At 64.7% G+C, this 18,038-nt stretch carries 20 protein-coding genes; 15 read left to right on the top strand and 5 right to left on the bottom strand.

The annotated features are described in order from the left end of the window. Nucleotides 1–19: 19 nt before the first annotated feature. From rnr to HZZ16_RS26620, 7 genes are all read left to right on the top strand, one after another. Nucleotides 20–2,362, top strand: a complete 2,343-nt coding sequence (gene rnr, locus HZZ16_RS26650; RefSeq protein ID WP_197952809.1) for a ribonuclease R — start codon at nucleotides 20–22, stop codon at nucleotides 2,360–2,362. Nucleotides 2,363–2,364: 2 nt separating this feature from the next. After that, the gene (locus HZZ16_RS26645) at nucleotides 2,365–2,796 is read left to right on the top strand and encodes a DUF983 domain-containing protein (protein WP_197952808.1); all 432 of its coding nucleotides are present in this window, start codon (nucleotides 2,365–2,367) and stop codon (nucleotides 2,794–2,796) included. A 29-nt stretch (nucleotides 2,797–2,825) separates the two neighbouring features. Continuing rightward, the gene (locus tag HZZ16_RS26640; protein ID WP_197952807.1) at nucleotides 2,826–3,578 is read left to right on the top strand and encodes an NUDIX hydrolase; all 753 of its coding nucleotides are present in this window, start codon (nucleotides 2,826–2,828) and stop codon (nucleotides 3,576–3,578) included. A 277-nt stretch (nucleotides 3,579–3,855) separates the two neighbouring features. After that, entirely contained in the window at nucleotides 3,856–5,181 is a 1,326-nt protein-coding gene (locus HZZ16_RS26635; protein ID WP_197952806.1) for an LLM class flavin-dependent oxidoreductase, read from the top strand. A 136-nt stretch (nucleotides 5,182–5,317) separates the two neighbouring features. Next, nucleotides 5,318–5,485 carry a 50S ribosomal protein L33 gene (gene rpmG / locus HZZ16_RS26630; RefSeq protein ID WP_007603295.1) on the top strand — a complete coding sequence of 56 codons (168 nt, stop codon included), beginning with the start codon at nucleotides 5,318–5,320 and terminating at the stop codon, nucleotides 5,483–5,485. Nucleotides 5,486–5,781: 296 nt separating this feature from the next. Next, nucleotides 5,782–6,018 carry a DUF3551 domain-containing protein gene (locus HZZ16_RS26625; protein WP_197952805.1) on the top strand — a complete coding sequence of 79 codons (237 nt, stop codon included), beginning with the start codon at nucleotides 5,782–5,784 and terminating at the stop codon, nucleotides 6,016–6,018. Then, nucleotides 5,943–6,278: a DUF3551 domain-containing protein gene (locus HZZ16_RS26620; RefSeq protein WP_311974243.1), complete on the top strand. Its 336-nt coding sequence runs from the start codon at nucleotides 5,943–5,945 to the stop codon at nucleotides 6,276–6,278. Before HZZ16_RS26625 ends, HZZ16_RS26620 begins: the two co-directional genes overlap by 76 nt. A gap of 43 nt (nucleotides 6,279–6,321) precedes the next feature. On the opposite strand, the gene HZZ16_RS26615 is transcribed toward HZZ16_RS26620, so the two are convergent. After that, nucleotides 6,322–7,560, bottom strand: a complete 1,239-nt coding sequence (locus tag HZZ16_RS26615) for an MFS transporter (protein WP_197952803.1) — start codon at nucleotides 7,558–7,560, stop codon at nucleotides 6,322–6,324. 130 nt (nucleotides 7,561–7,690) lie between these two features. Here HZZ16_RS26615 and HZZ16_RS26610 point away from each other — a divergent pair, with 130 nt between their 5' ends. Beyond that, on the top strand, nucleotides 7,691–8,299 hold the full coding sequence (locus tag HZZ16_RS26610; RefSeq protein ID WP_197952802.1) for a TetR/AcrR family transcriptional regulator: 609 nt from the start codon (nucleotides 7,691–7,693) through the stop codon (nucleotides 8,297–8,299). Nucleotides 8,300–8,622: 323 nt separating this feature from the next. On the opposite strand, the gene HZZ16_RS26605 is transcribed toward HZZ16_RS26610, so the two are convergent. Together HZZ16_RS26605 and HZZ16_RS26600 are read right to left on the bottom strand one after the other, a co-directional pair. After that, nucleotides 8,623–9,996: a PleD family two-component system response regulator gene (locus tag HZZ16_RS26605; RefSeq protein ID WP_197952801.1), complete on the bottom strand. Its 1,374-nt coding sequence runs from the start codon at nucleotides 9,994–9,996 to the stop codon at nucleotides 8,623–8,625. 14 nt (nucleotides 9,997–10,010) lie between these two features. Continuing rightward, the gene (locus HZZ16_RS26600) at nucleotides 10,011–10,376 is read right to left on the bottom strand and encodes a response regulator (protein ID WP_008566616.1); all 366 of its coding nucleotides are present in this window, start codon (nucleotides 10,374–10,376) and stop codon (nucleotides 10,011–10,013) included. Nucleotides 10,377–10,616: 240 nt separating this feature from the next. Between HZZ16_RS26600 and HZZ16_RS26595 the strand changes: the two genes are divergently transcribed. The 3 genes from HZZ16_RS26595 (at nucleotide 10,617) to HZZ16_RS26585 (ending at nucleotide 12,990) form a co-directional block, all read left to right on the top strand. Beyond that, a complete protein-coding gene (locus tag HZZ16_RS26595) occupies nucleotides 10,617–10,928 on the top strand; it encodes a DUF3572 domain-containing protein (protein WP_036039319.1) in 312 nt (103 codons plus the stop codon). Further along, entirely contained in the window at nucleotides 10,925–12,214 is a 1,290-nt protein-coding gene (locus tag HZZ16_RS26590) for a DNA polymerase IV (protein ID WP_197952800.1), read from the top strand. The genes HZZ16_RS26595 and HZZ16_RS26590 overlap by 4 nt, the downstream gene beginning before the upstream one ends. Before the next feature lie 368 nt (nucleotides 12,215–12,582). Beyond that, nucleotides 12,583–12,990: an ACT domain-containing protein gene (locus HZZ16_RS26585; RefSeq protein WP_197952799.1), complete on the top strand. Its 408-nt coding sequence runs from the start codon at nucleotides 12,583–12,585 to the stop codon at nucleotides 12,988–12,990. A gap of 5 nt (nucleotides 12,991–12,995) precedes the next feature. Here the strand turns inward: HZZ16_RS26585 and HZZ16_RS26580 are convergent, their stop codons facing one another. Then, entirely contained in the window at nucleotides 12,996–13,397 is a 402-nt protein-coding gene (locus HZZ16_RS26580) for a RidA family protein (RefSeq protein WP_197952798.1), read from the bottom strand. 223 nt (nucleotides 13,398–13,620) lie between these two features. Continuing rightward, nucleotides 13,621–14,466, bottom strand: a complete 846-nt coding sequence (locus HZZ16_RS26575) for a cell envelope integrity EipB family protein (RefSeq protein ID WP_197952797.1) — start codon at nucleotides 14,464–14,466, stop codon at nucleotides 13,621–13,623. Nucleotides 14,467–14,693: 227 nt separating this feature from the next. Between HZZ16_RS26575 and HZZ16_RS26570 the strand changes: the two genes are divergently transcribed. The 4 genes from HZZ16_RS26570 (at nucleotide 14,694) to HZZ16_RS26555 (ending at nucleotide 17,818) form a co-directional block, all read left to right on the top strand. Beyond that, nucleotides 14,694–15,161 carry a RidA family protein gene (locus tag HZZ16_RS26570; RefSeq protein ID WP_014494672.1) on the top strand — a complete coding sequence of 156 codons (468 nt, stop codon included), beginning with the start codon at nucleotides 14,694–14,696 and terminating at the stop codon, nucleotides 15,159–15,161. A 6-nt stretch (nucleotides 15,162–15,167) separates the two neighbouring features. Next, nucleotides 15,168–15,914 (top strand): glycerophosphodiester phosphodiesterase, encoded by a 747-nt coding sequence (locus HZZ16_RS26565; protein WP_197952796.1) that lies wholly within the window; start codon nucleotides 15,168–15,170, stop codon nucleotides 15,912–15,914. Nucleotides 15,915–16,097: 183 nt separating this feature from the next. Then, a complete protein-coding gene (locus HZZ16_RS26560; protein ID WP_197952795.1) occupies nucleotides 16,098–17,339 on the top strand; it encodes a GNAT family N-acetyltransferase in 1,242 nt (413 codons plus the stop codon). A gap of 53 nt (nucleotides 17,340–17,392) precedes the next feature. Then, nucleotides 17,393–17,818 (top strand): HIT family protein, encoded by a 426-nt coding sequence (locus HZZ16_RS26555; RefSeq protein WP_197952794.1) that lies wholly within the window; start codon nucleotides 17,393–17,395, stop codon nucleotides 17,816–17,818. Nucleotides 17,819–18,038 lie beyond the last annotated feature (220 nt).

Here is an 18,038-nt window from a genome sequence, read left to right as displayed (position 1 = left end):
ATCAAGAATTAGAGGTTAAGTGAAACCAAAGAAAGACCGTGGCTTTCCCGACAGGCAAGCCATCGTCGCCTTCATCAAGGCAAATCCGGGAAAGGTCGGGACTCGCGATATTGCACGCGAGTTCGGCCTGAAGAACGCCGATCGCGCCGAGCTCAGGCGCATGCTGCGCGAGCTCGCCGACGACGGCATCATCAAGAAGAAACGCCACAAGGTCTCCGAGCCGGACGCGCTGCCGCCGACGCTGCTGGCCGACATCACCGGCCGCGACAACGATGGCGAGCTGATCGCCTCCCCCGCCGAATGGGACGAGGTCGAGAACGGCGAGCCGCCGAAAATTCTCATCGAGATGCCGCGCCGGCCCAAGCCCGGCACCGCCGCCGGCATCGGCGACCGCGCGCTGCTGCGCGTCGAGCGCAGCGATGACGACGAAGGTCCCGCCTATCGCGGCCGCATCATCAAGGTCATCGACAAGGCCAAGAGCCGCATCCTCGGCGTGTTCCGCGCGCTTCCCGAGGGCGGCGGACGGCTCGTCCCGGTCGACAAGAAGTTCGCCGACCGCGAGCTCAACATCGCGAAGACCGACACGCAGGGCGCACAGGACGGCGACCTCGTCAGCGTCGACATCGTCCGCACCCGCGGCTTTGGCCTCGCCTCCGGCCGGGTCAAGGAGAAGCTCGGCTCGGTCAAGACCGAGAAGGCGATCAGCCTGATCGCGATCTACGCTCACGACATTCCGTTGCAGTTCTCCTCCGCCGCCGAGCGCGAGGCGGAAGCGGCGGAGCCGGCCAATCTGAAGGGCCGCGAGGACTGGCGCGACGTCCCGCTCGTCACCATCGATCCGCCCGACGCCAAGGATCACGACGACGCCGTGCATGCCGAACCCGATCCGGATCCCAACAACAAGGGCGGCTTCATCGTCAACGTCGCGATCGCCGATGTCAGCTTCTACGTGCGGCCGGGCACGGCGCTCGACCGCGACGCGCTCGACCGCGGCAACTCGGTCTATTTCCCCGACCGCGTCGTGCCGATGCTGCCCGAGCGCATCTCCAACAATCTCTGCTCGCTGGTCCCGGGCGAGCCGCGCGGCGCGCTGGCAGTGCGCATGGTGCTCGGCCCCGACGGCCGCAAGCGCTCGCACAGTTTTCATCGGATCCTGATGCGCTCGGCGGCCAAGCTCGCTTATGCGCAGGCGCAGGCCGCGATCGACGGACGGCCCGATGACACCACCGGCCCCCTGCTCGAGCCAATCCTGAGGCCGCTCTATGCCGCCTATGGCTGCGCCAAGCGCGCGCGCGACGAGCGCGATCCGCTCAATCTCGACCTGCCCGAGCGCAAGATCCTCTTGAAGAGCGACGGCACCGTGGACCGCGTCGTGGTGCCCGAGCGTCTCGATGCGCACAAGCTCATCGAGGAGTTCATGATCCTCGCCAACGTCGCCGCGGCGGAGACATTGGAGAAAAAATCTCTGCCGCTGATCTACCGCGTGCATGACGAGCCGACCTTGGAGAAGGTTCACGCGCTCGCAGAATTCCTGGAAACGCTGGACGTTCCCTTCGCCAAGTCGGGCGCGCTGCGCCCCACCACGTTCAACCGCGTGCTGGCTCAGCTCGAAGGCCACGACTATTACCCGCTGGTCAGCGAGGTGGTGCTGCGCGCGCAGGCGCAGGCCGAATATTCCTCAGAGAATTACGGTCACTTTGGCCTGAACCTGCGCCGCTATGCGCATTTCACCTCGCCGATCCGCCGCTATGCCGACCTCGTCGTGCACCGCGCGCTGGTGCGTGCGCTCGGCCTCGGCGAAGGCGCCCTGCCCGATAGCGAGACGCCGGAAAGCTTAAGCGAAGTGGCCGCGCATATCTCGCTGACCGAGCGGCGCGCGATGAAGGCGGAGCGCGAGACGGTCGATCGCCTGATCGCCCATCACCTCGCCGACCGCATCGGTGCCAGCTTCCAGGGCCGTGTCTCCGGCGTCACCCGCGCCGGCCTGTTCGTGAAGCTCTCCGAGACCGGCGCTGACGGGCTGATCCCGATCCGGTCCCTCGGCACGGAATATTTCAACTATGACGAGGGCCGCCATGCCCTCGTCGGCACACGCAGCGGCACCATGTACCAGCTGGGCAATGTCGTCGACGTCCGCCTGATCGAGGCCGCTCCGATTGCGGGCGCCCTGCGCTTCGAGCTGCTGGCGTCGGAGAGCGACAGCGGCCCGCGCGAGCGCAGGCCGCTCCGTCCGCAGCGCAAATCGTCCAAGGCGCATCCGGGGCGCAGTCCGGAGAGAAAACGCAAGCCGGAGAAGCAAAAGCCCGGCAAGGGGAAGAAGGCGAAAGGAAAGAACAAGGGCAAGAAGGGCAAGGCGTGGTGACGATGCGGATGGCCCCGAAGATCTGGACGCGCGAGAGCGGCCTCGTCGAGAAGCGCGATGTCATGACGGCCATGAAGCGCGGCTTCCGCGGCCGCTGCCCGCGCTGCGGCGAAGGCAAGCTGTTCCGCGCCTTCCTGAAGACCGCCGATCATTGCGGCAAATGCGGCCTCGACTTCACCCCGCACCGCGCCGACGATCTGCCCGCCTATCTCGTCATCGTCATCGTCGGCCACATCGTGGTGCCGGCCATCCTCTGGATCGAGACCAATTATTCGACCCCGGTCTGGCTCAGCTTCGCGGCCTATCTGCCCTTCACCTTCGTCGCCTCGCTCGCGCTGTTGCAGCCTGTGAAGGGAGCTGTGGTCGGCTTGCAATGGGCTCTGCGCATGCACGGGTTTGACGACAACCCTCCCGATGGTATTCCGCCTGTGTAAGCAAATAAGAGAACAGTTCGGGTGAGGACATGACCGATATTTCGCAGGCCGAGGAGAAGACAAAAGTTCACGAGGAGAAGGAAGCCGACCATCATCCTTACTTCCGCCCGAAGGATGCGGCGACGCTGATCCTGGTCGACCGCAGCGGCACCGTTCCGAAAGTGCTGGTCGGCAAGCGCCACGACAAGGTGGTGTTCATGCCGGGAAAATTCGTCTTCCCGGGCGGGCGCGTCGACAAGGCCGATTATCGCGTGCCCGTTGCAGCGCCAATCACCGCCGAGCTCGAAGCCAATCTCGCCAAGGGCAGCCCGAAGACGCCGGCCTCGCGCGCGAAATCGCTCGCTATTGCCGCCATCCGCGAGGCCTGCGAGGAGACCGGCCTCTGCCTCGGCCGCAAGGCCGAAGGCAAGGTGCCGAAGCTGGAAGGCCCCTGGAAGCCGTTCGCGGATGCAGGCCTGCTGCCCGACCCCTCCAGCCTGTTTCTGATCGCCCGCGCTATCACCCCGCCCGGCCGCGTCAAGCGCTTCGACACGCGTTTCTTCACCGCCGATGCCTCCGCGATCACCCACCGCGTCGAGGGCGTGATCCATGCCGATGCCGAGCTGGTCGAGCTGGTCTGGGTCGAGCTCGGCTCGAAGCCGCTCGCCGACCTGCATCCGATGACGCGCAACGTGCTCAACGAGCTCGACACCCGCCTTGCCACCGGCCCGCTCCGCCACGACGCGCCGGTGCCGTTCTTCCACTTCTACGGCGGCAAGATGCAGAAGGATGTTTTGAGCTAGGTCGCTATTCGCCGTTGTCGTGGGCGCCCAAACCTCTCTCCTCCGTCATTCCGGGGCGCGCGTAGCGCGAGCCCGGAATCCATCCCTCGGCAGTCTCTGCGGCCCAATGGATTCTGAGGTGCGCAATTGCGCATCGTAGCTCGCGCCAAGTGGCGCGCCCGGAATGACGTGCTGAGAGAGCTGCAAAAAACAAAAAATTCTTCCCGCCTCCCCCAATGGCGGAGTTCCCGCCCGCACCTATGTCTTCCCGAACGACAATGAAGAAGGACACCGGGCGATGGCACAACGGCAACTCAAGCTTGGCGCGTTCATGCGCCCGATCAGCATCCACACCGGCGCCTGGCGCTATCCCGGGGCCTGGCCTGACGCAAATTTCAATTTCAGCCATATCAAGACGCTGATCCGAAAGCTCGAGGCCGGCAAGTTCGACGCTTTCTTCATGGCCGATCACCTCGCCGTGCTGAACATGCCGATCAACGCACTCAAGCGCAGCCACACGGTGACATCCTTCGAGCCGTTCACCCTGCTGTCGGCTTTGTCGGCCGTGACCGAGCGCATCGGCCTGATCGCGACGGGCTCGACTACGTTCGACGAGCCCTATCACGTCGCGCGCCGCTTCGCCTCGCTCGACCATCTCAGCGGCGGCCGCGCCGGCTGGAACATCGTCACCACCTCCAATCCAGACGCGGCGCTGAATTTCGGACTCGACGACCACATGGAACACGCCGAGCGCTACAAGCGCGCCCGCGAGTTCTACGACGTCGTCACCGGCCTGTGGGATTCCTTCGCCGACGATGCCTTCGTGCGCGACGTCGAGAGCGGCCTGTTCTTCGATCCCGCCAAGATGCATGTGCTCGACCACAAGGGCAAATACTTCAAGGTGCGCGGCCCACTCAACATTGCCCGCCCCGTGCAGGGCTGGCCCCTGATCGTGCAGGCCGGCGCCTCCGAAGACGGCAAGCAGCTCGCGGCCGAAACCGCGGAAGCCGTGTTCACCGGCGGCGGCAGCCTCGCCGACGGACAGAAGCTCTACGCCGACATCAAGGGCCGCATGGAGAAGATCGGCCGCGACCCTGAGCACCTGAAGATCCTCCCCGGTGCCTTCGTCGTCGTGGGCGACAGCATCGAGGAGGCCAAGGAGAAGCGCGCTTCGCTCGACAGCCGCGTGCACTACGACAGCGCCATTGCCTCGCTCTCCGTCATCCTCGGCACCGATGCCTCCGGCTTCGATCCCGATGGGCCGCTTCCCGAAATCCCCGACACCAATGCCAGCAAGAGCGGCCGACAGCGCCTGGTCGATCTCGCCGCCCGCGAGAAGCTCACCGTGCGCCAGCTCGCCCAGCGCGTCGGCGGCTATGGCGGCCTGTCCTTCGTCGGCACGGCCAAGACCATCGCCGACCAGATGGAGGAGTGGCTGGTCGGGCGCGGCTCCGACGGCTTCAACATCATGTTCCCGTTCCTACCCGCCGGCCTCGACGATTTCGTGGACAAGGTGGTCCCGGAGCTGCAGAAGCGCGGGATTTTCCGCAAAGAGTATGAAGGGCCCACCTTGAGGGAGAATCTGGGCCTGCCGCGGCCGAAAAACCGGTTCTTCGCGGCCTAATGGGCCCGATTTGAGCGGTTTCCGCCCTCTGAAACCTTGACTTCCCGCCGTTTCTGGCTAGGTTGCCGGCCAACGCGGGCCGTTTGGCCGGCTCCAGATTCCCCTGATATTCTCCTGATATTCTGAGGTTCAGAACATGGCCAAAGCGGTCACCATCAAGGTCAAGCTCGTGTCCTCGGCCGACACCGGCTTCTACTACGTCGCCAAGAAGAATTCGCGCACCATGACCGACAAGCTGGTCAAGAAGAAGTACGACCCGGTCGCGCGCAAGCACGTCGAATTCCGCGAAGCCAAGATCAAGTAAGATCGCGGCGTAGCGCTAAGGATTTTCGCGGGGCCCTTGCGGGCCCCGTTGTCGTTTCGGCTCGCGTGTCCCTGCTCACATGGCCTGTTCACATGCCCTGGGCAAGCTACCAGACGCTGCGCTGCTTAGCGCAGCGAGGCAAATCCGCACCGTCTCCGCGAGCGCCTTCCTGCGACACTCGGGCGCGAGACAGGAACCCGCTTGAGCCATAATTGTTGAGCCACGATCATCAAGCGGCTATCTTTCAAGAGCGAACCTCTTGCGTTGCCACTCAGCTGAGATGATGGGAGAATCGCATGCGCATCACCCTGCTCATCGTCGTCATGGCCCTCGGATTTTCTTCCGCAGCGAAGGCCGAGCGTGACTATCCGTGGTGCGTCTTTGGCGGAGGGCTCGGGGCTTCCGGAGACTGCATGTATTCGACTCGAGAACAGTGCCTGGCCTCGTCATCCGGGCGATGGAATACCTATTGCGATGTGAATCCGCGCGTGAGGTTCAAGCAGCCGGCTCCGTATCCGCAGCGGCCGCGCTGATCACGATGCGCGCGCTTGGCTGCCTGTTCTCCGTCCTGATCGCCACGTCCGCGCCGAATCCCGCTACAGCGCAGCGGTTCGGCGGCAACTCTCCGGTTTGCCTTCAGAAATGGGAATGGGGCGGCGGCACCTACATTTCGTGCCAGTATCGTTCTTTGGACGAGTGTAGAGCGAGCGCTGCGGGTCTGTCGGCGATGTGCCTGGAAAACCCTTATGTGCAACGGCCGTCCCCTCCAGGCCGCAGCCCGCGTCTCCGATAGACGCGGTTGCGGAAGGGGAACGTCAGGCAGCGATCGTCAGGGGCTAGGCCGCCTTCAGCACCGGCGCCGGCGGCTGCGACGGCTTGATCAGCGCGAACGCGACCTGCACGATGCCGCCGGCAAGGCCGAGCGCGACGCCGATGCGCCAGGCCATGGTGTAGGAGCCTAGCGCGTCGTAGAGCAGCCCGCCTCCGTAGGCGCCGAGGAAGCTGCCGATCTGGTGGCTCATGAAGGCGAGGCCCTGGATCATCGCCTGCCAGCGCAGGCCGAACATCTCGGCGACCGCGCCCGCGACCAGCGGGCCGACGCCCATCCACAAAAAGCCCATGATCGCGCCGAACAGCAGCGTCGAGAACGGGCTCGCCGGCAGCATGAAGTACCAGGCGAGCGCCAGCGAGCGCAGGATGTAGATTGCGCCCAAGAGGGCCAGCTTGTTCCAGCGCTGGCCGGCCCAGCCGAAGAACAGCGAGCCCAGCACGTTGAAGCCGCCGATCATGCCGAGCGTCTGCGCGCTCAGCATCGGATCGAGGCCGCAGATCGCGAGATACGATGGCAGGTGCGTGGTGAGAAACACGAGCTGCATGCCGCAGACGAGATAGGCGCAGGTCATCACCACGAAGGACGCATTGCCGAACGCGGTTCTCGCCGCAATTGCCGCCGAGGCGTCACCGATGTCATCGGCGGCCGGCTTCGGCAGCGGGATCTTGTCGACGCGGCCGGCATACCACGCCGCGGGAATCATCAGCGCCGACATGATGACGAAGCCGGCGAGCCCGATGCGCCAGCCAAAACCCTCGTTGAGCATCTGCCCGATCGGCGCCGACAGCAGCGCGCCGAGCGAGCCCGCGCCGGAGACGATGCCGAGCACGGTCGAGCGCACCGTCTCCGGCACCGCACGCGCCGCCACCGACATCGCGATCGCCGCCGCGGTGCAGGCGAGCGAGGTCCCGATCAGCACGCCGGCGCCGATCATGATGCTGACAAGTCCATTCGCCGTTGCCATCAGCGCGAGGCCCGCAATGTACATCAGCGCGCCGGCGATCATGATCGGTCGGAAGCCGTAGCGCACGGTGAGTGCACCGGCGGGCGGCTGCAGGAAGCCCCAGGCGAGGTTTTGCACCGCCAACGCCAGCGTGAAATCCGAGATCGAAATGTGGATGTCGTGCGTCAACGGCTGCATGAAGATGCCGAGCGACTGCCGCAGCCCCATGCTCAGCGTCAACATGATCGAGGCGCCGATCAGGATCGGCAAGGTCGGACGCAGGACCTGCAGCAGGGGCATTCTTCTTCTCCCTTTTGGGCGCGGCACGCGTGCCGTCGTCTGCTTTTGCCGATGTTTTTAGGTACACAGACCTGTGTACTTAGGCTATAGATGGAAGCGGCTGTCAAGCAAACAGGACGCATTCCGCTGCATGGCTCCCCCGCCTGCCCCACAGACGATGAAAGAGCGGATCCTGCAGACCGCCGACAAGCTGTTCTATCTGCAGGGCATTCGCGCCATCGGCGTCGACACCATCGCGGCCGAGGTCGGCATCAGTAAGCGCACGCTCTACAACCACTTCCCGTCCAAGGATGCGCTGATCGCGGCCTATCTCGAGCGCCGCTTCGTCAGCGCACGCCCCTCCGACAAGCCGCCCGCCGAGCAGATCCTCGCCACCTTCGATTCGCTGGAGCGACGCTTTGCAGCCAAGGACTTTCGCGGCTGCCCGTTCGTCAACGCGGTCGCCGAGCTTGGCCCCGCCGACCGCGCAGTGAAGAAGATCGCAATCGCCTTCAAGGAAAGCCGCCGCCTCTGGTTTCGCGACCGCCTGAACGAGCTCGGCGTTGCGAATGCGGAGGCTCTCGCAACCCAGCTCGTGCTCCTGGTCGACGGCTCCATCGCGCAGGACTTGGTGCGTGACGATCCCGCGATGGCAAGGGCCGCGAAGGAAGCGGCGAAGGTGCTGCTAAGGAATGCGGGGGTGGATGTGGGTGGCGATGCGAAGCTCGCGGAGAAGCACCGCAAGCGCCCGCCAGATTAACGGTGTCGTCGTATCGCTCGCTGTCATCACCCGCGAAAGCGGGTGATTCAATATCCAGAGACAGTGAGGCTAGAACTGAGAAGCTGCGGCGTACTGGATTCCCCGCTTTCGCGGGAGTGACAGGGTCATTTGTGGAGGATGCGCGGACGCCTGACTACTCGTCAGGACCATTTCGCGACCCTACCAATATGCTCCTGTTTTGCCCGACGGGTCAAATGACGCCGTCGCCCACGCAAGCTAACGATCTACCCGCCTAACCCATTGATCCGGCACGCGCCGGCTACTGTGCATGGGGTTGTTTTCGCATTTTTGTGCGAGCGGCCTCACGCCGCCTGCGACACCACGCGGTTGCGGCCGTCGTGCTTGGCGCGGTAGAGCGCGGTGTCGGCGCGCTTGAGGACGTCGGCAACCGACTCGCCCTTGCGCTCGAGCGTGGTGAGGCCAATCGAGATCGTGACCTCGATGCGCTTGGCCCCTTTGTGAATCGCGAAGGGCTCGCCCGCGATCGAGCGGCGCAGGCGCTCGGCGACCATGCCGGCGACGTGGAGATCGGTCTCCGGCATCACGATGACGAATTCCTCGCCGCCATAGCGGCAGGCGAGATCGATGCCGCGGATCGATTTGCGCACGCGCACCGCGAACTCGCGCAGCACGTCGTCGCCCGCATCGTGGCCGTAATTGTCGTTGATCGACTTGAAATAGTCGATGTCCAGGATCATCAGCGCCAGCGGCTTGCCGCGGGTTGAGGCCTGCTCGGCCAGCGTCGCCAGATGGCTCTCCATGTAGCGGCGGTTGTGCAGGCCGGTGAGCGCGTCGGTGATCGCCATCTCGATCGAGTTCTGCACGTTGTCGCGCAAATGATCGGTGTAGCGGCGGCGGCGGATCTGGGTGCGGGCGCGCGCCAGCAGCTCGGTCTTGTCGATCGGGCGCAGCAGGTAGTCGTTGACGCCGATCTCAAGGCCGCGGAGCAGCCGCGTCGAGTTCTCGGGGTCGGCGATGGCCAGGATCGGCACGTGCCGCGTGCGCTCCAGCGAGCGCGCCTGGCTGCACAGGCGCAGGCCGTCGAAATTGTTGAGGTCGAGCGAGACGATCAGGAGGTCGTAATCGCCCTCGGCGGCGTGGAACAGCGCCTCCGTGGGGTTCGGCTCGACATCGATGGTGTGCTCGGCGGCGAGGATGGTCGCCAGCCGCTCAAAGGAGGACTGGCGGTCGTCGACCAGGAGGATGCGGCCGCCCTTGCCGGTGTCGGCGATCGCACTGCGCTCGGGCGCCTGCATGCCGATCTCGAGCGAGGTGATGGCGCGCATGCGCAGCTCATCCGTCATCATCTTCAGCCGCGTCAGCGAGCGCACGCGCGCGATCAGCACGACGTCGGAGACGGGCTTGGTCAGGAAGTCGTCGGCACCGGCCTCGAGCCCGCGGTTGCGGTCGGCGGGGCTATCGAGCGCCGTGACCATCACGACGGGAATGTGATGCGTGGCCGGATCGGTCTTGAGGCGGCGGCAGACCTCGAAGCCGTCCATGTCGGGCATCATCACGTCGAGCAGGATGATGTCGCATTCGGCACGCCTCGAGATCGTGAGCGCCTCGGCGCCGTTCGCGGCGGTCATCACGTCGAAATATTCGGCGGAGAGGCGGGCCTCTAACAGCTTGACGTTGGCGGGGACGTCGTCGACGACCAGGATACGCGCGGACACTGTGAACTCACTTCCTATCCGATAAAACGCCGGACCGTCTCAATGAATTTGCCGACCGAGATCGGCTTGGACAAATAGGCTTCGCAGCCGCCCTCGCGGATGCGCTCTTCGTCGCCCTTCATCGCGAACGCCGTGACCGCGACGACGGGAATGGCACGCAGCTCCGGATCGTCCTTGATCCAGCGCGTCACCTCGAGGCCGGAGACCTGCGGCAGCTGGATGTCCATCAGCACGAGGTCGGGCCGCATCTTGCGCACGAGGTCGAGCGCCTCGTAGCCGTTGCTGGTGCCGGAGGTCTGGTACCCGTGTGCCTCCAACAGGTCGCGGAAGAGCTTCATGTTGAGCTCGTTGTCTTCCACGATCAGGACGGTCTTAGCCATCCCGCCCTCCTGTTGGTCCGAAGGACCGGTACATGTGACGCCTCAGACGCCGCTTCCCGGCGTTTCGAAAACTGGATTCAAACTAGCCTCAGATTCGCTTGAGTTTCGTTAAACCCGACGGCCCACTTTCTGCGATGTGGTTTCCAGTTGCTTGTCGGGGCCGGAAGACTCGAGCACGAGACTCGGGCATGATGATTCCAAATTAGAGACCGAAAGTTAACGGAAAGGCAAACCGTCCCCGTGAAAAAGCCTGTTCACAACCCCCGCGAAGTCGCTGAAATCGTTGCGATTCAGGCCCTGTCCTTCGTCGCGGGCGAGCCTGAGCGGCTGGGCCTGTTCTTGGCCGAGACGGGGGTCGGTCCGGAGACCCTGCGCAACGCCGCCGCGGACCCGAATTTCCTCCTCAGCGTGCTCGATTTCGTGATGCGGGACGATGCCACGGTGAAGGCCTTTGCCAAGGCCGCGGAACTGCATCCGACCAACGTTGCCGCGGCTCGGCAGGTGCTCGGCGATGCGCTCGGCGACCCCTCTTGGGAGCGCGACGTGCCGTGAGCGTTCCAGAGCCGGCCGGGCCCCGCTGCTTCTGCCGGGATTGTCTGGCCGACCTCGACATGAGCGTGCGGCGCTGCTCGGCCTGCGGTTCCCCCCGCCTCGTCCGCCACCGCTCGCTCGCGGGCCTCACCATCGCCCATATCGACTGCGATGCCTTCTACGCGACGGTCGAGAAGCGCGACAATCCTGACATCGCCGACAAGCCCGTCATCATCGGCGGCGGCAAGCGCGGCGTGGTATCGGCCGCCTGTTACATCGCGCGCACCTATGGCGTGCGCTCGGCGATGCCGATGTTCAAGGCTTTGGAAGCCTGTCCGCATGCGACCGTGATCCGCCCGGACATGGCAAAGTACGTCCGGGTCGGCCGCGAGGTCCGTCAGGCCATGCAGGCGCTGACGCCGCTGGTCGAGCCGCTCTCGATCGACGAGGCCTTCCTCGATCTCTCCGGCACCGAGCGGGTGCACGGCATGATCCCCGCCAAGGTGCTGGCGCGCTTTGCCCGCGATGTCGAGCGCGACATCGGCATCACCGTCTCGGTCGGCCTGTCCTGCAACAAGTTCCTGGCCAAGATCGCCTCCGACCTCGACAAGCCCAGAGGCTTCGCCGCGCTCGACCAGGAGGAAGCGCGCGCGATGCTGGCGGAGAAGCCGGTCGGCTTCATCTTCGGCGTCGGCCCCGCTACACAGGAGCGCCTGGTGCAGCGCGGCTTTCGCATCATCGCCGACCTGCAGAAGGCCGACGAGATCGAGACGATACGGCAGTTTCCGAGCGACGGCCGTAGGCTGTGGCGGCTCGCCCGCGGCATCGACGACCGCCGCGTCGAGCCTGACCGTGGCGCCAAGACCATTTCAAGCGAGACCACGTTCGAGACCGACATCCGCGACTTCGCGACGCTGGAGAAGATCCTCTGGCGGCTCTGCGAGAAGACGTCGTCGCGGCTGAAGAGCAGCGAGCTCGCCGGGTCCACCGTGACGTTGAAGCTGAAGACCGCCGATTTCCGCCAGCGCACGCGCTCGCAATCGATCGCCGCCCCGACGCAGCTCGCCGCAAAGATCTTCTCGATCTGTCGCGAGATGCTGGCCAAGGAGATCGACGGCACCGCCTTCCGCCTGATGGGCGCTGGCGTCAGCGCGCTGCGCGAGGGCTCCGCGATCGACGACACCGACATGCTCGACCGCCGCGCCGCCCACGCCGAGCGCGCGGTCGATAGCCTGCGCAAGAAGTTCGGCAGCGCCGCGGTGATCCGCGGCATCGCCTATGAGGGCCCGGAGAAGGCGCAGGAGTGATCTAGTCCTGCTCTCCTCAGTCGCGTTCAAAGATCCGTGCACCCGGATAGACGCGTCTGGCATACTGAACGACCAACTCCCGATCCTGAGTCTCCAGGAACGGAGTTCGGATCTGACAGGACCCGATGATGAGGTGCCACAAGCCGTTGAGCTTTCGAATGACAACGTTCATTTGAGCTTCCTCGCAGTGACAGTGACCCGAGTGGACTCAAATTGTAAGAATCTCCCGCCGTCGCTCAATTGTACCAGCGTAAGCCCAGCGCATGAGAAGGATTAGAGGAGATATACAAAGGTATGTTGGACATGGCCGCTGGCGTCGATAGCCTCGCAACGGCGCAGACAGCCCTCCTCGGCCGGAGGCTCGCACCGTGACCGGCGAACGCGATCTCAACGCGCTCTTGAAAGACATGAAGCCGGAGCTGGTGAACGGCACCTTCGTGTTCTGCACGCTTGCGCCAGGCGTGAGCATTCCAGCCACGATCAGCCCGATGCTGACCTTCCGCGAACGCGAAGGAACAACCCTAATCATAAGACACGAGGAGGCCGAGCGTGCCGGACTACGCCACGATTTTCCGGCGCGCCTGATCACGCTCACGGTTCACTCCGCGCTGGATGCAGTGGGCTTTCTGGCAGCGATCACGGCGCGCCTCGCCGAGGCCGGCATCAGTGTGAATGCGGTGTCCGCCTTTCATCACGACCACCTCTTCGTGCCTGTCGACCGGGCCGATGAAGCGATGGCTGTCCTACGGGAAATGTCCGGAGCGAAGCACTCGTAGCCCGTTCAATCCGCAACCGCCACCGCCTCGATCTCGATCAGCCATTCCGGCGCGGCGAGCGCGGAGACGCCGACGAGCGTCGAGGCCGGCGGCTCCATGCCCTCGAAAAAGGCGGAGCGGGCCTTGCCGATGATGGGCCGCAGCTCCGGCTTGTAGTTCACCACGAAGGTCGTGATCTTGACGATGTTGGAATAGCTCGCACCGGCCGCCTTGAGCGCGAGGCCGAGATTCTGCATCACCTGCGTCGTCTGCGCGGCGATATCGCCCTCCCCGACGATCCGCCCCTCCTCGTCAGTCGAGACCTGGCCAGAAATGTAAATCGTGCGCGCACCCGCCGCGGTGACGACGTGGGAATAGGCGGGATTGTGATGCAGGCCGCTGGGGCGGAGATGGTCGAGCTTCGGCATGGGCTGGCTCCCCGAGTTTGTGGTTGGGAGGGAGCGTAGCTGGAGAGTGTGACGAGAGCTAGTCCGTCATGGCGAGGAGCAACGCTGCGAAGAGAGATCTCGTAGGGTGGGCAAAGGCGCACTTGCGCCGTGCCCACCGTCTATCAATGATTATCGAGAGAATGCGTGGACACGCTCCGCTTTGCCCACCCTACGGCGCTGCTCGCGAGGAGAGAGCATAGCCTCAATTACAGGGCTTGCTGTCCTTGACGTCGAACTTGCCCATGGCGCCGGAGATGACGAAATCGTTGTAGTCGAGCACGAGCTGGCGCGAGACGCCGTTCTCATAGAGCTCGAACGCCATCGCATAGACCGGCGTCTGCTCGCCCTCTTTCTGCTGGGCGTCGCGGTCGAAATAGCTGACGGTGACGGGCCAGCGCTTGAGCGACTTCATGTGCTCGTCCGCGGTCGACGGATCGGACGAGGTGGCACGGTCGGCGGGGATCGGCTGGCCGATCACGGTCAGCGTGTTGTAGACCTTCTGGCCGTCATCGGAGCCGTCATAGACGGAGAGCTCGAGCAGCGATTTGCCTTCCTTCGCGGCGGCAATGATGCGCTGGATCTGCTCGGTCGGGAACACGATCTTGCCGTCGAGCGTGAACGTCTTCGGCGCCGGCAGCTTCAGCTTGACGTTGATGTGGTCGCCGTCGCGCTCGGCCGAGCCGTCGACGCGGCCGGCATCCGCCTCGTTCATGCGGGTCTCGATCTTGAAACGGTAGCTCTTGCCCGCGGCATCCTCCCAGGAATTGGAGCGGAGGTCGCTGAGCGTGACCTTGCCCTCGCCGCTGTCGAGCTCGGAGACCTGGCGGAATTCCGAGGTATAGCCCTCGCAAGCGTTCCCGGTGAAATTGTAGAGGATCCGGCCGCGGGCGCTATTAACCGAATTGGTGCGTGATTTGACGAGGCGGAGATCATAGAGCGCCTGGTGCGCGAGAAACGGACCGTTGGCAGCCTGGGCTACGCCGCCAAGGCCGACACTGGCCGCGGCGAGCGCCATCACACCGAGCGAAGTCCGGAAAAGGTGCACCATGTCTGTTCCCTGAGGAAAGCGCAGATTCGACATTTTAATGACCGTTCCATTGCGCCGCAACTGAGGCCGTAAACGTAAATTGCCCCTCCATGTGAACCTGCTGGCCTGCCTCAACAAGATGCAGCCTCTCCGGTTGCTTGCATGTGGCGGCACGATGGGCGAAACAGGGCCCGCCCGGCCATCCAGGCGACGCGCCGGAGCGAAGGATTTTGGACAATGAGGTGGACATGGCGGGTACGGTCGAGCAGAAACTGGCGGAGCAAGGCATCAAGCTGCACGAGGCCCCGACCCCCGTCGCCAACTACGTGCCCTTCGTGCGCACCGGCAACCTCCTGTTCGTCTCCGGCCAGGTCTGCTTCGACCCCGCCGGCAAGCTGATTGCCAAGGGCAAGCTGGGCGCCGGCGTCTCGATCGAGGACGGCGCCGCAGCCGCGCGCGGCTGCGCGGTCAACCTGCTGGCCCAGGTCAAGGCGGCGCTCGGCGATCTCGACAAGGTCGTACGCGTGGTGCGCCTCGGCGGCTTCATCAACTCGGCCCCGGATTTCCTGGACGGGCCGAAGGTGCTCAACGGCGCTTCCGACCTGATGGTCGCCGCCTTCGGTGACAAGGGCCGCCACGCCCGCACCACCGTCGGTGTCGCCTCGCTGCCTGCGGACGCGGCGGTCGAGGTCGAAGGCGTGTTCGAGGTCGCCTGACGCCAAATGCGCGCTCCGGATTGGCTGACAGCCCGGCCGGTCGCCCATCGCGGCCTGCATGACATTTCGCGCGGCATCGTCGAGAACATGCCGGGCGCGGTGCAGGCTGCGATTGCGGGCAATTTCGCGATCGAGGTGGATATCCAGCTCTCGGCCGACGGCGAGGCGATGGTCCATCATGACCATGCCCTGGGCCGGCTCACCGAGGCCACCGGCGAGGTGATCGCAAAGACCGCGGCCGAGCTGAAGGCCGTCAGGTTCAAGGACACCGACGAGCGGATGATGTCGCTCGCCGACCTCTGCGCCCTGGTCGCCGGACGTGTGCCCCTGGTGATCGAGGTGAAGAGCCATTTCGGTGGCGATCGCAAGCTGGTGAAGCGGATGGCCGAGGTGCTGGCGTCGTATGACGGCCCCGCCGTCGGCATGTCGTTCGATCCCGACCAGGTGCTGGGGCTGCGTGAGCTGTTGCCCAACCGCCCCCGCGGCATCGTCGCGCAGCGGAGCTACGAGGACGAGTACTGGGCCAAGCTCACCCAAGAGCAGCGCGACAGCATGCTGTACCTGCGCCACGGCTTGCAGACCCGACCGCATTTCGTCGCCTTCAAGGTCGACCACCTCCCGGCCCCCGCCCCCTGGATCGCCCGCAATGTCTTCGGCTGCGCCCTGCTCGGCTGGACCGTCCGCACGCCGGAGCAGCGCAGCCGGGTCGGGCGCTATGCGGACCAGATGATCTTCGAGGGGTTCGTGCCGTAGGGACCCCACCCTCCGCGTCATTGCGAGCGCAGCGAAGCAATCCAGGATCCCTCCACGGAGAGACTCTGGATTGCTTCGTCGCAAGGGCTCCTCGCAATGACGGCGGTGGAGGCCGCCAGACCTCCTCCCACCCTGCCTTCCCGCCCCTTGAAGTCGCTGCTGCAATGCACGATCTTGGGCACGATGGTATCATCCGAAATCACGCTCGAGGCCGTACCTTCGATTGACGCCGTGTCACCGGAGGATTGGGACGCCTGTGCCAATCCCGGTGGACGGTGCAACGAGGTTGGCAACGGAACCTCATCCGCTCTTCCAAAAAATTCCCTCGGCATCTTAAAACCTGCCTACAACCCGTTCGTCTCGCACGCATTTCTGTCGGCCACCGAGAAATCGGGTTCGGCCACGATCCGGACTGGCTGGGCGCCGCGGCACCTCGTGGCCAAGCTCGATGGCCTCGTCGCCGGAGTCGCGCCCTGCTACCTGAAATCGCACAGCCAAGGCGAATACGTCTTCGACCGCGGTTGGGCCGATGCCTATGAGCGCGCCGGCGGGCACTACTACCCGAAGCTCCAGGTTTCGGTTCCCTTCACGCCGGCGACAGGACCGCGGCTGCTGGTGCGCGACGGCGTCGACCGCGCACGGATCAGGGAGGCGCTGGCGAGTGGCCTCATTGCGCTGTGCGGCGTCAGCAAGGCCTCTTCCGTCCACGTCACGTTCGCGCGAGAGGACGAATGGAAGCTGCTCGCCGAGCACGGCTTCCTCCAGCGCACCGACCAGCAGTTCCACTGGCACAATGAGGGCTTTGCGAGCTTCGACGATTTCCTGGCGACGCTGAACTCGCGCCATCGCAAATCGATCAAACGCGAGCGGCGCGATGCGCTCGCGGCCGGCATCACAATCCACTGGCTCACCGGCAAGGACATCACGGAGGATGCCTGGGACGCCTTCTTCGCATTCTACATGGAGACCGGCTCGCGCAAATGGGGACGGCCGTATCTGACGCGCGAGTTCTTCTCACTGATCGGCGAGACCATGAGCGAGGACGTGCTGCTGGTATTGGCCCGCCGCAACAATCGCTGGATTGCGGGCGCGATCAACTTCATCGGTTCGGACACGCTGTTCGGCCGCAACTGGGGCGCGGTCGAGCATCACCCGTTCCTGCATTTCGAGGTCTGCTACTACCAGGCGATCGATTTCGCGATCAAGCACGGCCTGAAGCACGTCGAAGCCGGCGCGCAGGGCGAGCACAAGATCGCGCGCGGCTACCTGCCGCGCACCACGCATTCCGCGCACTTCATTGCCGATCCCGGCCTGCGCCGCGCCATCGACGATTACCTCAAGCGCGAGCGCGCCTATGTTGCGGAAGCGGGACGAGAGCTTGCCGAGCTCGGCCCGTTCCGCAAAGGGGCCGACGAGGCGCCTTGACGCCTCGCCACCGCTGGTGACAGTAAGCGGAAATCGTTCGAGGAGCCGCCGCCATGACCGCCTACGACAGCAACAACATCTTCGCAAAAATCCTGCGCGGCGAACTGCCCTGCTACAAAGTGTACGAGGACGAGCACGTCTTCGCCTTCCTCGACATTATGCCGCGCGTGCCCGGTCACACGCTGGTGATCCCGAAGGCCCCTGCCCGCAACATTCTGGACATCAAGCCCGACGACTACGCCCATGTCGCCCGCGGCGCGCACAAGATCGCGGCCGCCGCAATGAAGGCGTTCGACGCGGACGGCATCACCGTGCAGCAATTCAACGAGCCCGCCGGCGGACAGGTGGTGTTTCACCTGCACATGCACGTGATGCCGCGCCACGACGGTGTCGCTATGCTGCCGCCGGCGAGCCGCAAGGAAGACGACAAGGTGCTGCAAAAACACGCGGCGAAGCTGATGGGGGCGTTGAAGGGGTGATCGCCGCAAACTCCGTCATTGCGAGCCAACGGGTCCGCGCGGCGCGCGACCCGATGACAGGCTCCGCGAAGCAATCCAGACTGCATCCGTGGTGACAGTCTGGATTGCTTCGTCGCATCAGCGCAAAATTGCTACGCAATTTTGTCGCGAGCTCCTCGCAATGACGGAGGAGAAACTTACTCCGTCTCGAAATCCCCTGCTTGCGGCGCGGCCAGCGGCG

The organism is Bradyrhizobium glycinis (assembly GCF_016031655.1).
In the GTDB taxonomy this organism is placed as follows: domain Bacteria; phylum Pseudomonadota; class Alphaproteobacteria; order Rhizobiales; family Xanthobacteraceae; genus Bradyrhizobium; species Bradyrhizobium glycinis.
The sequence above is the reverse complement of the archived record's forward strand: the minus strand, read 5'-3'. Positions and strand labels throughout refer to the sequence as shown.

What these genes read in the sequence shown, in the direction of transcription:
- HZZ16_RS26645 (WP_197952808.1), top strand. Translation starts at nt 2,365, where the DNA reads ATGCGGATGGCCCCGAAGATCTGGACGCGCGAGAGCGGCCTCGTCGAG.
- HZZ16_RS26640 (WP_197952807.1), top strand. Translation starts at nt 2,826, where the DNA reads ATGACCGATATTTCGCAGGCCGAGGAGAAGACAAAAGTTCACGAGGAG.
- HZZ16_RS26635 (WP_197952806.1), top strand. Translation starts at nt 3,856, where the DNA reads ATGGCACAACGGCAACTCAAGCTTGGCGCGTTCATGCGCCCGATCAGC.
- rpmG (WP_007603295.1), top strand. Translation starts at nt 5,318, where the DNA reads ATGGCCAAAGCGGTCACCATCAAGGTCAAGCTCGTGTCCTCGGCCGAC.
- HZZ16_RS26625 (WP_197952805.1), top strand. Translation starts at nt 5,782, where the DNA reads ATGCGCATCACCCTGCTCATCGTCGTCATGGCCCTCGGATTTTCTTCC.
- HZZ16_RS26620 (WP_311974243.1), top strand. Translation starts at nt 5,943, where the DNA reads ATGGAATACCTATTGCGATGTGAATCCGCGCGTGAGGTTCAAGCAGCC.
- HZZ16_RS26615 (WP_197952803.1), bottom strand. Translation starts at nt 7,560, where the DNA reads ATGCCCCTGCTGCAGGTCCTGCGTCCGACCTTGCCGATCCTGATCGGC.
- HZZ16_RS26610 (WP_197952802.1), top strand. Translation starts at nt 7,691, where the DNA reads ATGGCTCCCCCGCCTGCCCCACAGACGATGAAAGAGCGGATCCTGCAG.
- HZZ16_RS26600 (WP_008566616.1), bottom strand. Translation starts at nt 10,376, where the DNA reads ATGGCTAAGACCGTCCTGATCGTGGAAGACAACGAGCTCAACATGAAG.
- HZZ16_RS26580 (WP_197952798.1), bottom strand. Translation starts at nt 13,397, where the DNA reads ATGCCGAAGCTCGACCATCTCCGCCCCAGCGGCCTGCATCACAATCCC.
- HZZ16_RS26575 (WP_197952797.1), bottom strand. Translation starts at nt 14,466, where the DNA reads ATGGTGCACCTTTTCCGGACTTCGCTCGGTGTGATGGCGCTCGCCGCG.
- HZZ16_RS26570 (WP_014494672.1), top strand. Translation starts at nt 14,694, where the DNA reads ATGGCGGGTACGGTCGAGCAGAAACTGGCGGAGCAAGGCATCAAGCTG.
- HZZ16_RS26565 (WP_197952796.1), top strand. Translation starts at nt 15,168, where the DNA reads ATGCGCGCTCCGGATTGGCTGACAGCCCGGCCGGTCGCCCATCGCGGC.
- HZZ16_RS26560 (WP_197952795.1), top strand. Translation starts at nt 16,098, where the DNA reads ATGGTATCATCCGAAATCACGCTCGAGGCCGTACCTTCGATTGACGCC.
- HZZ16_RS26555 (WP_197952794.1), top strand. Translation starts at nt 17,393, where the DNA reads ATGACCGCCTACGACAGCAACAACATCTTCGCAAAAATCCTGCGCGGC.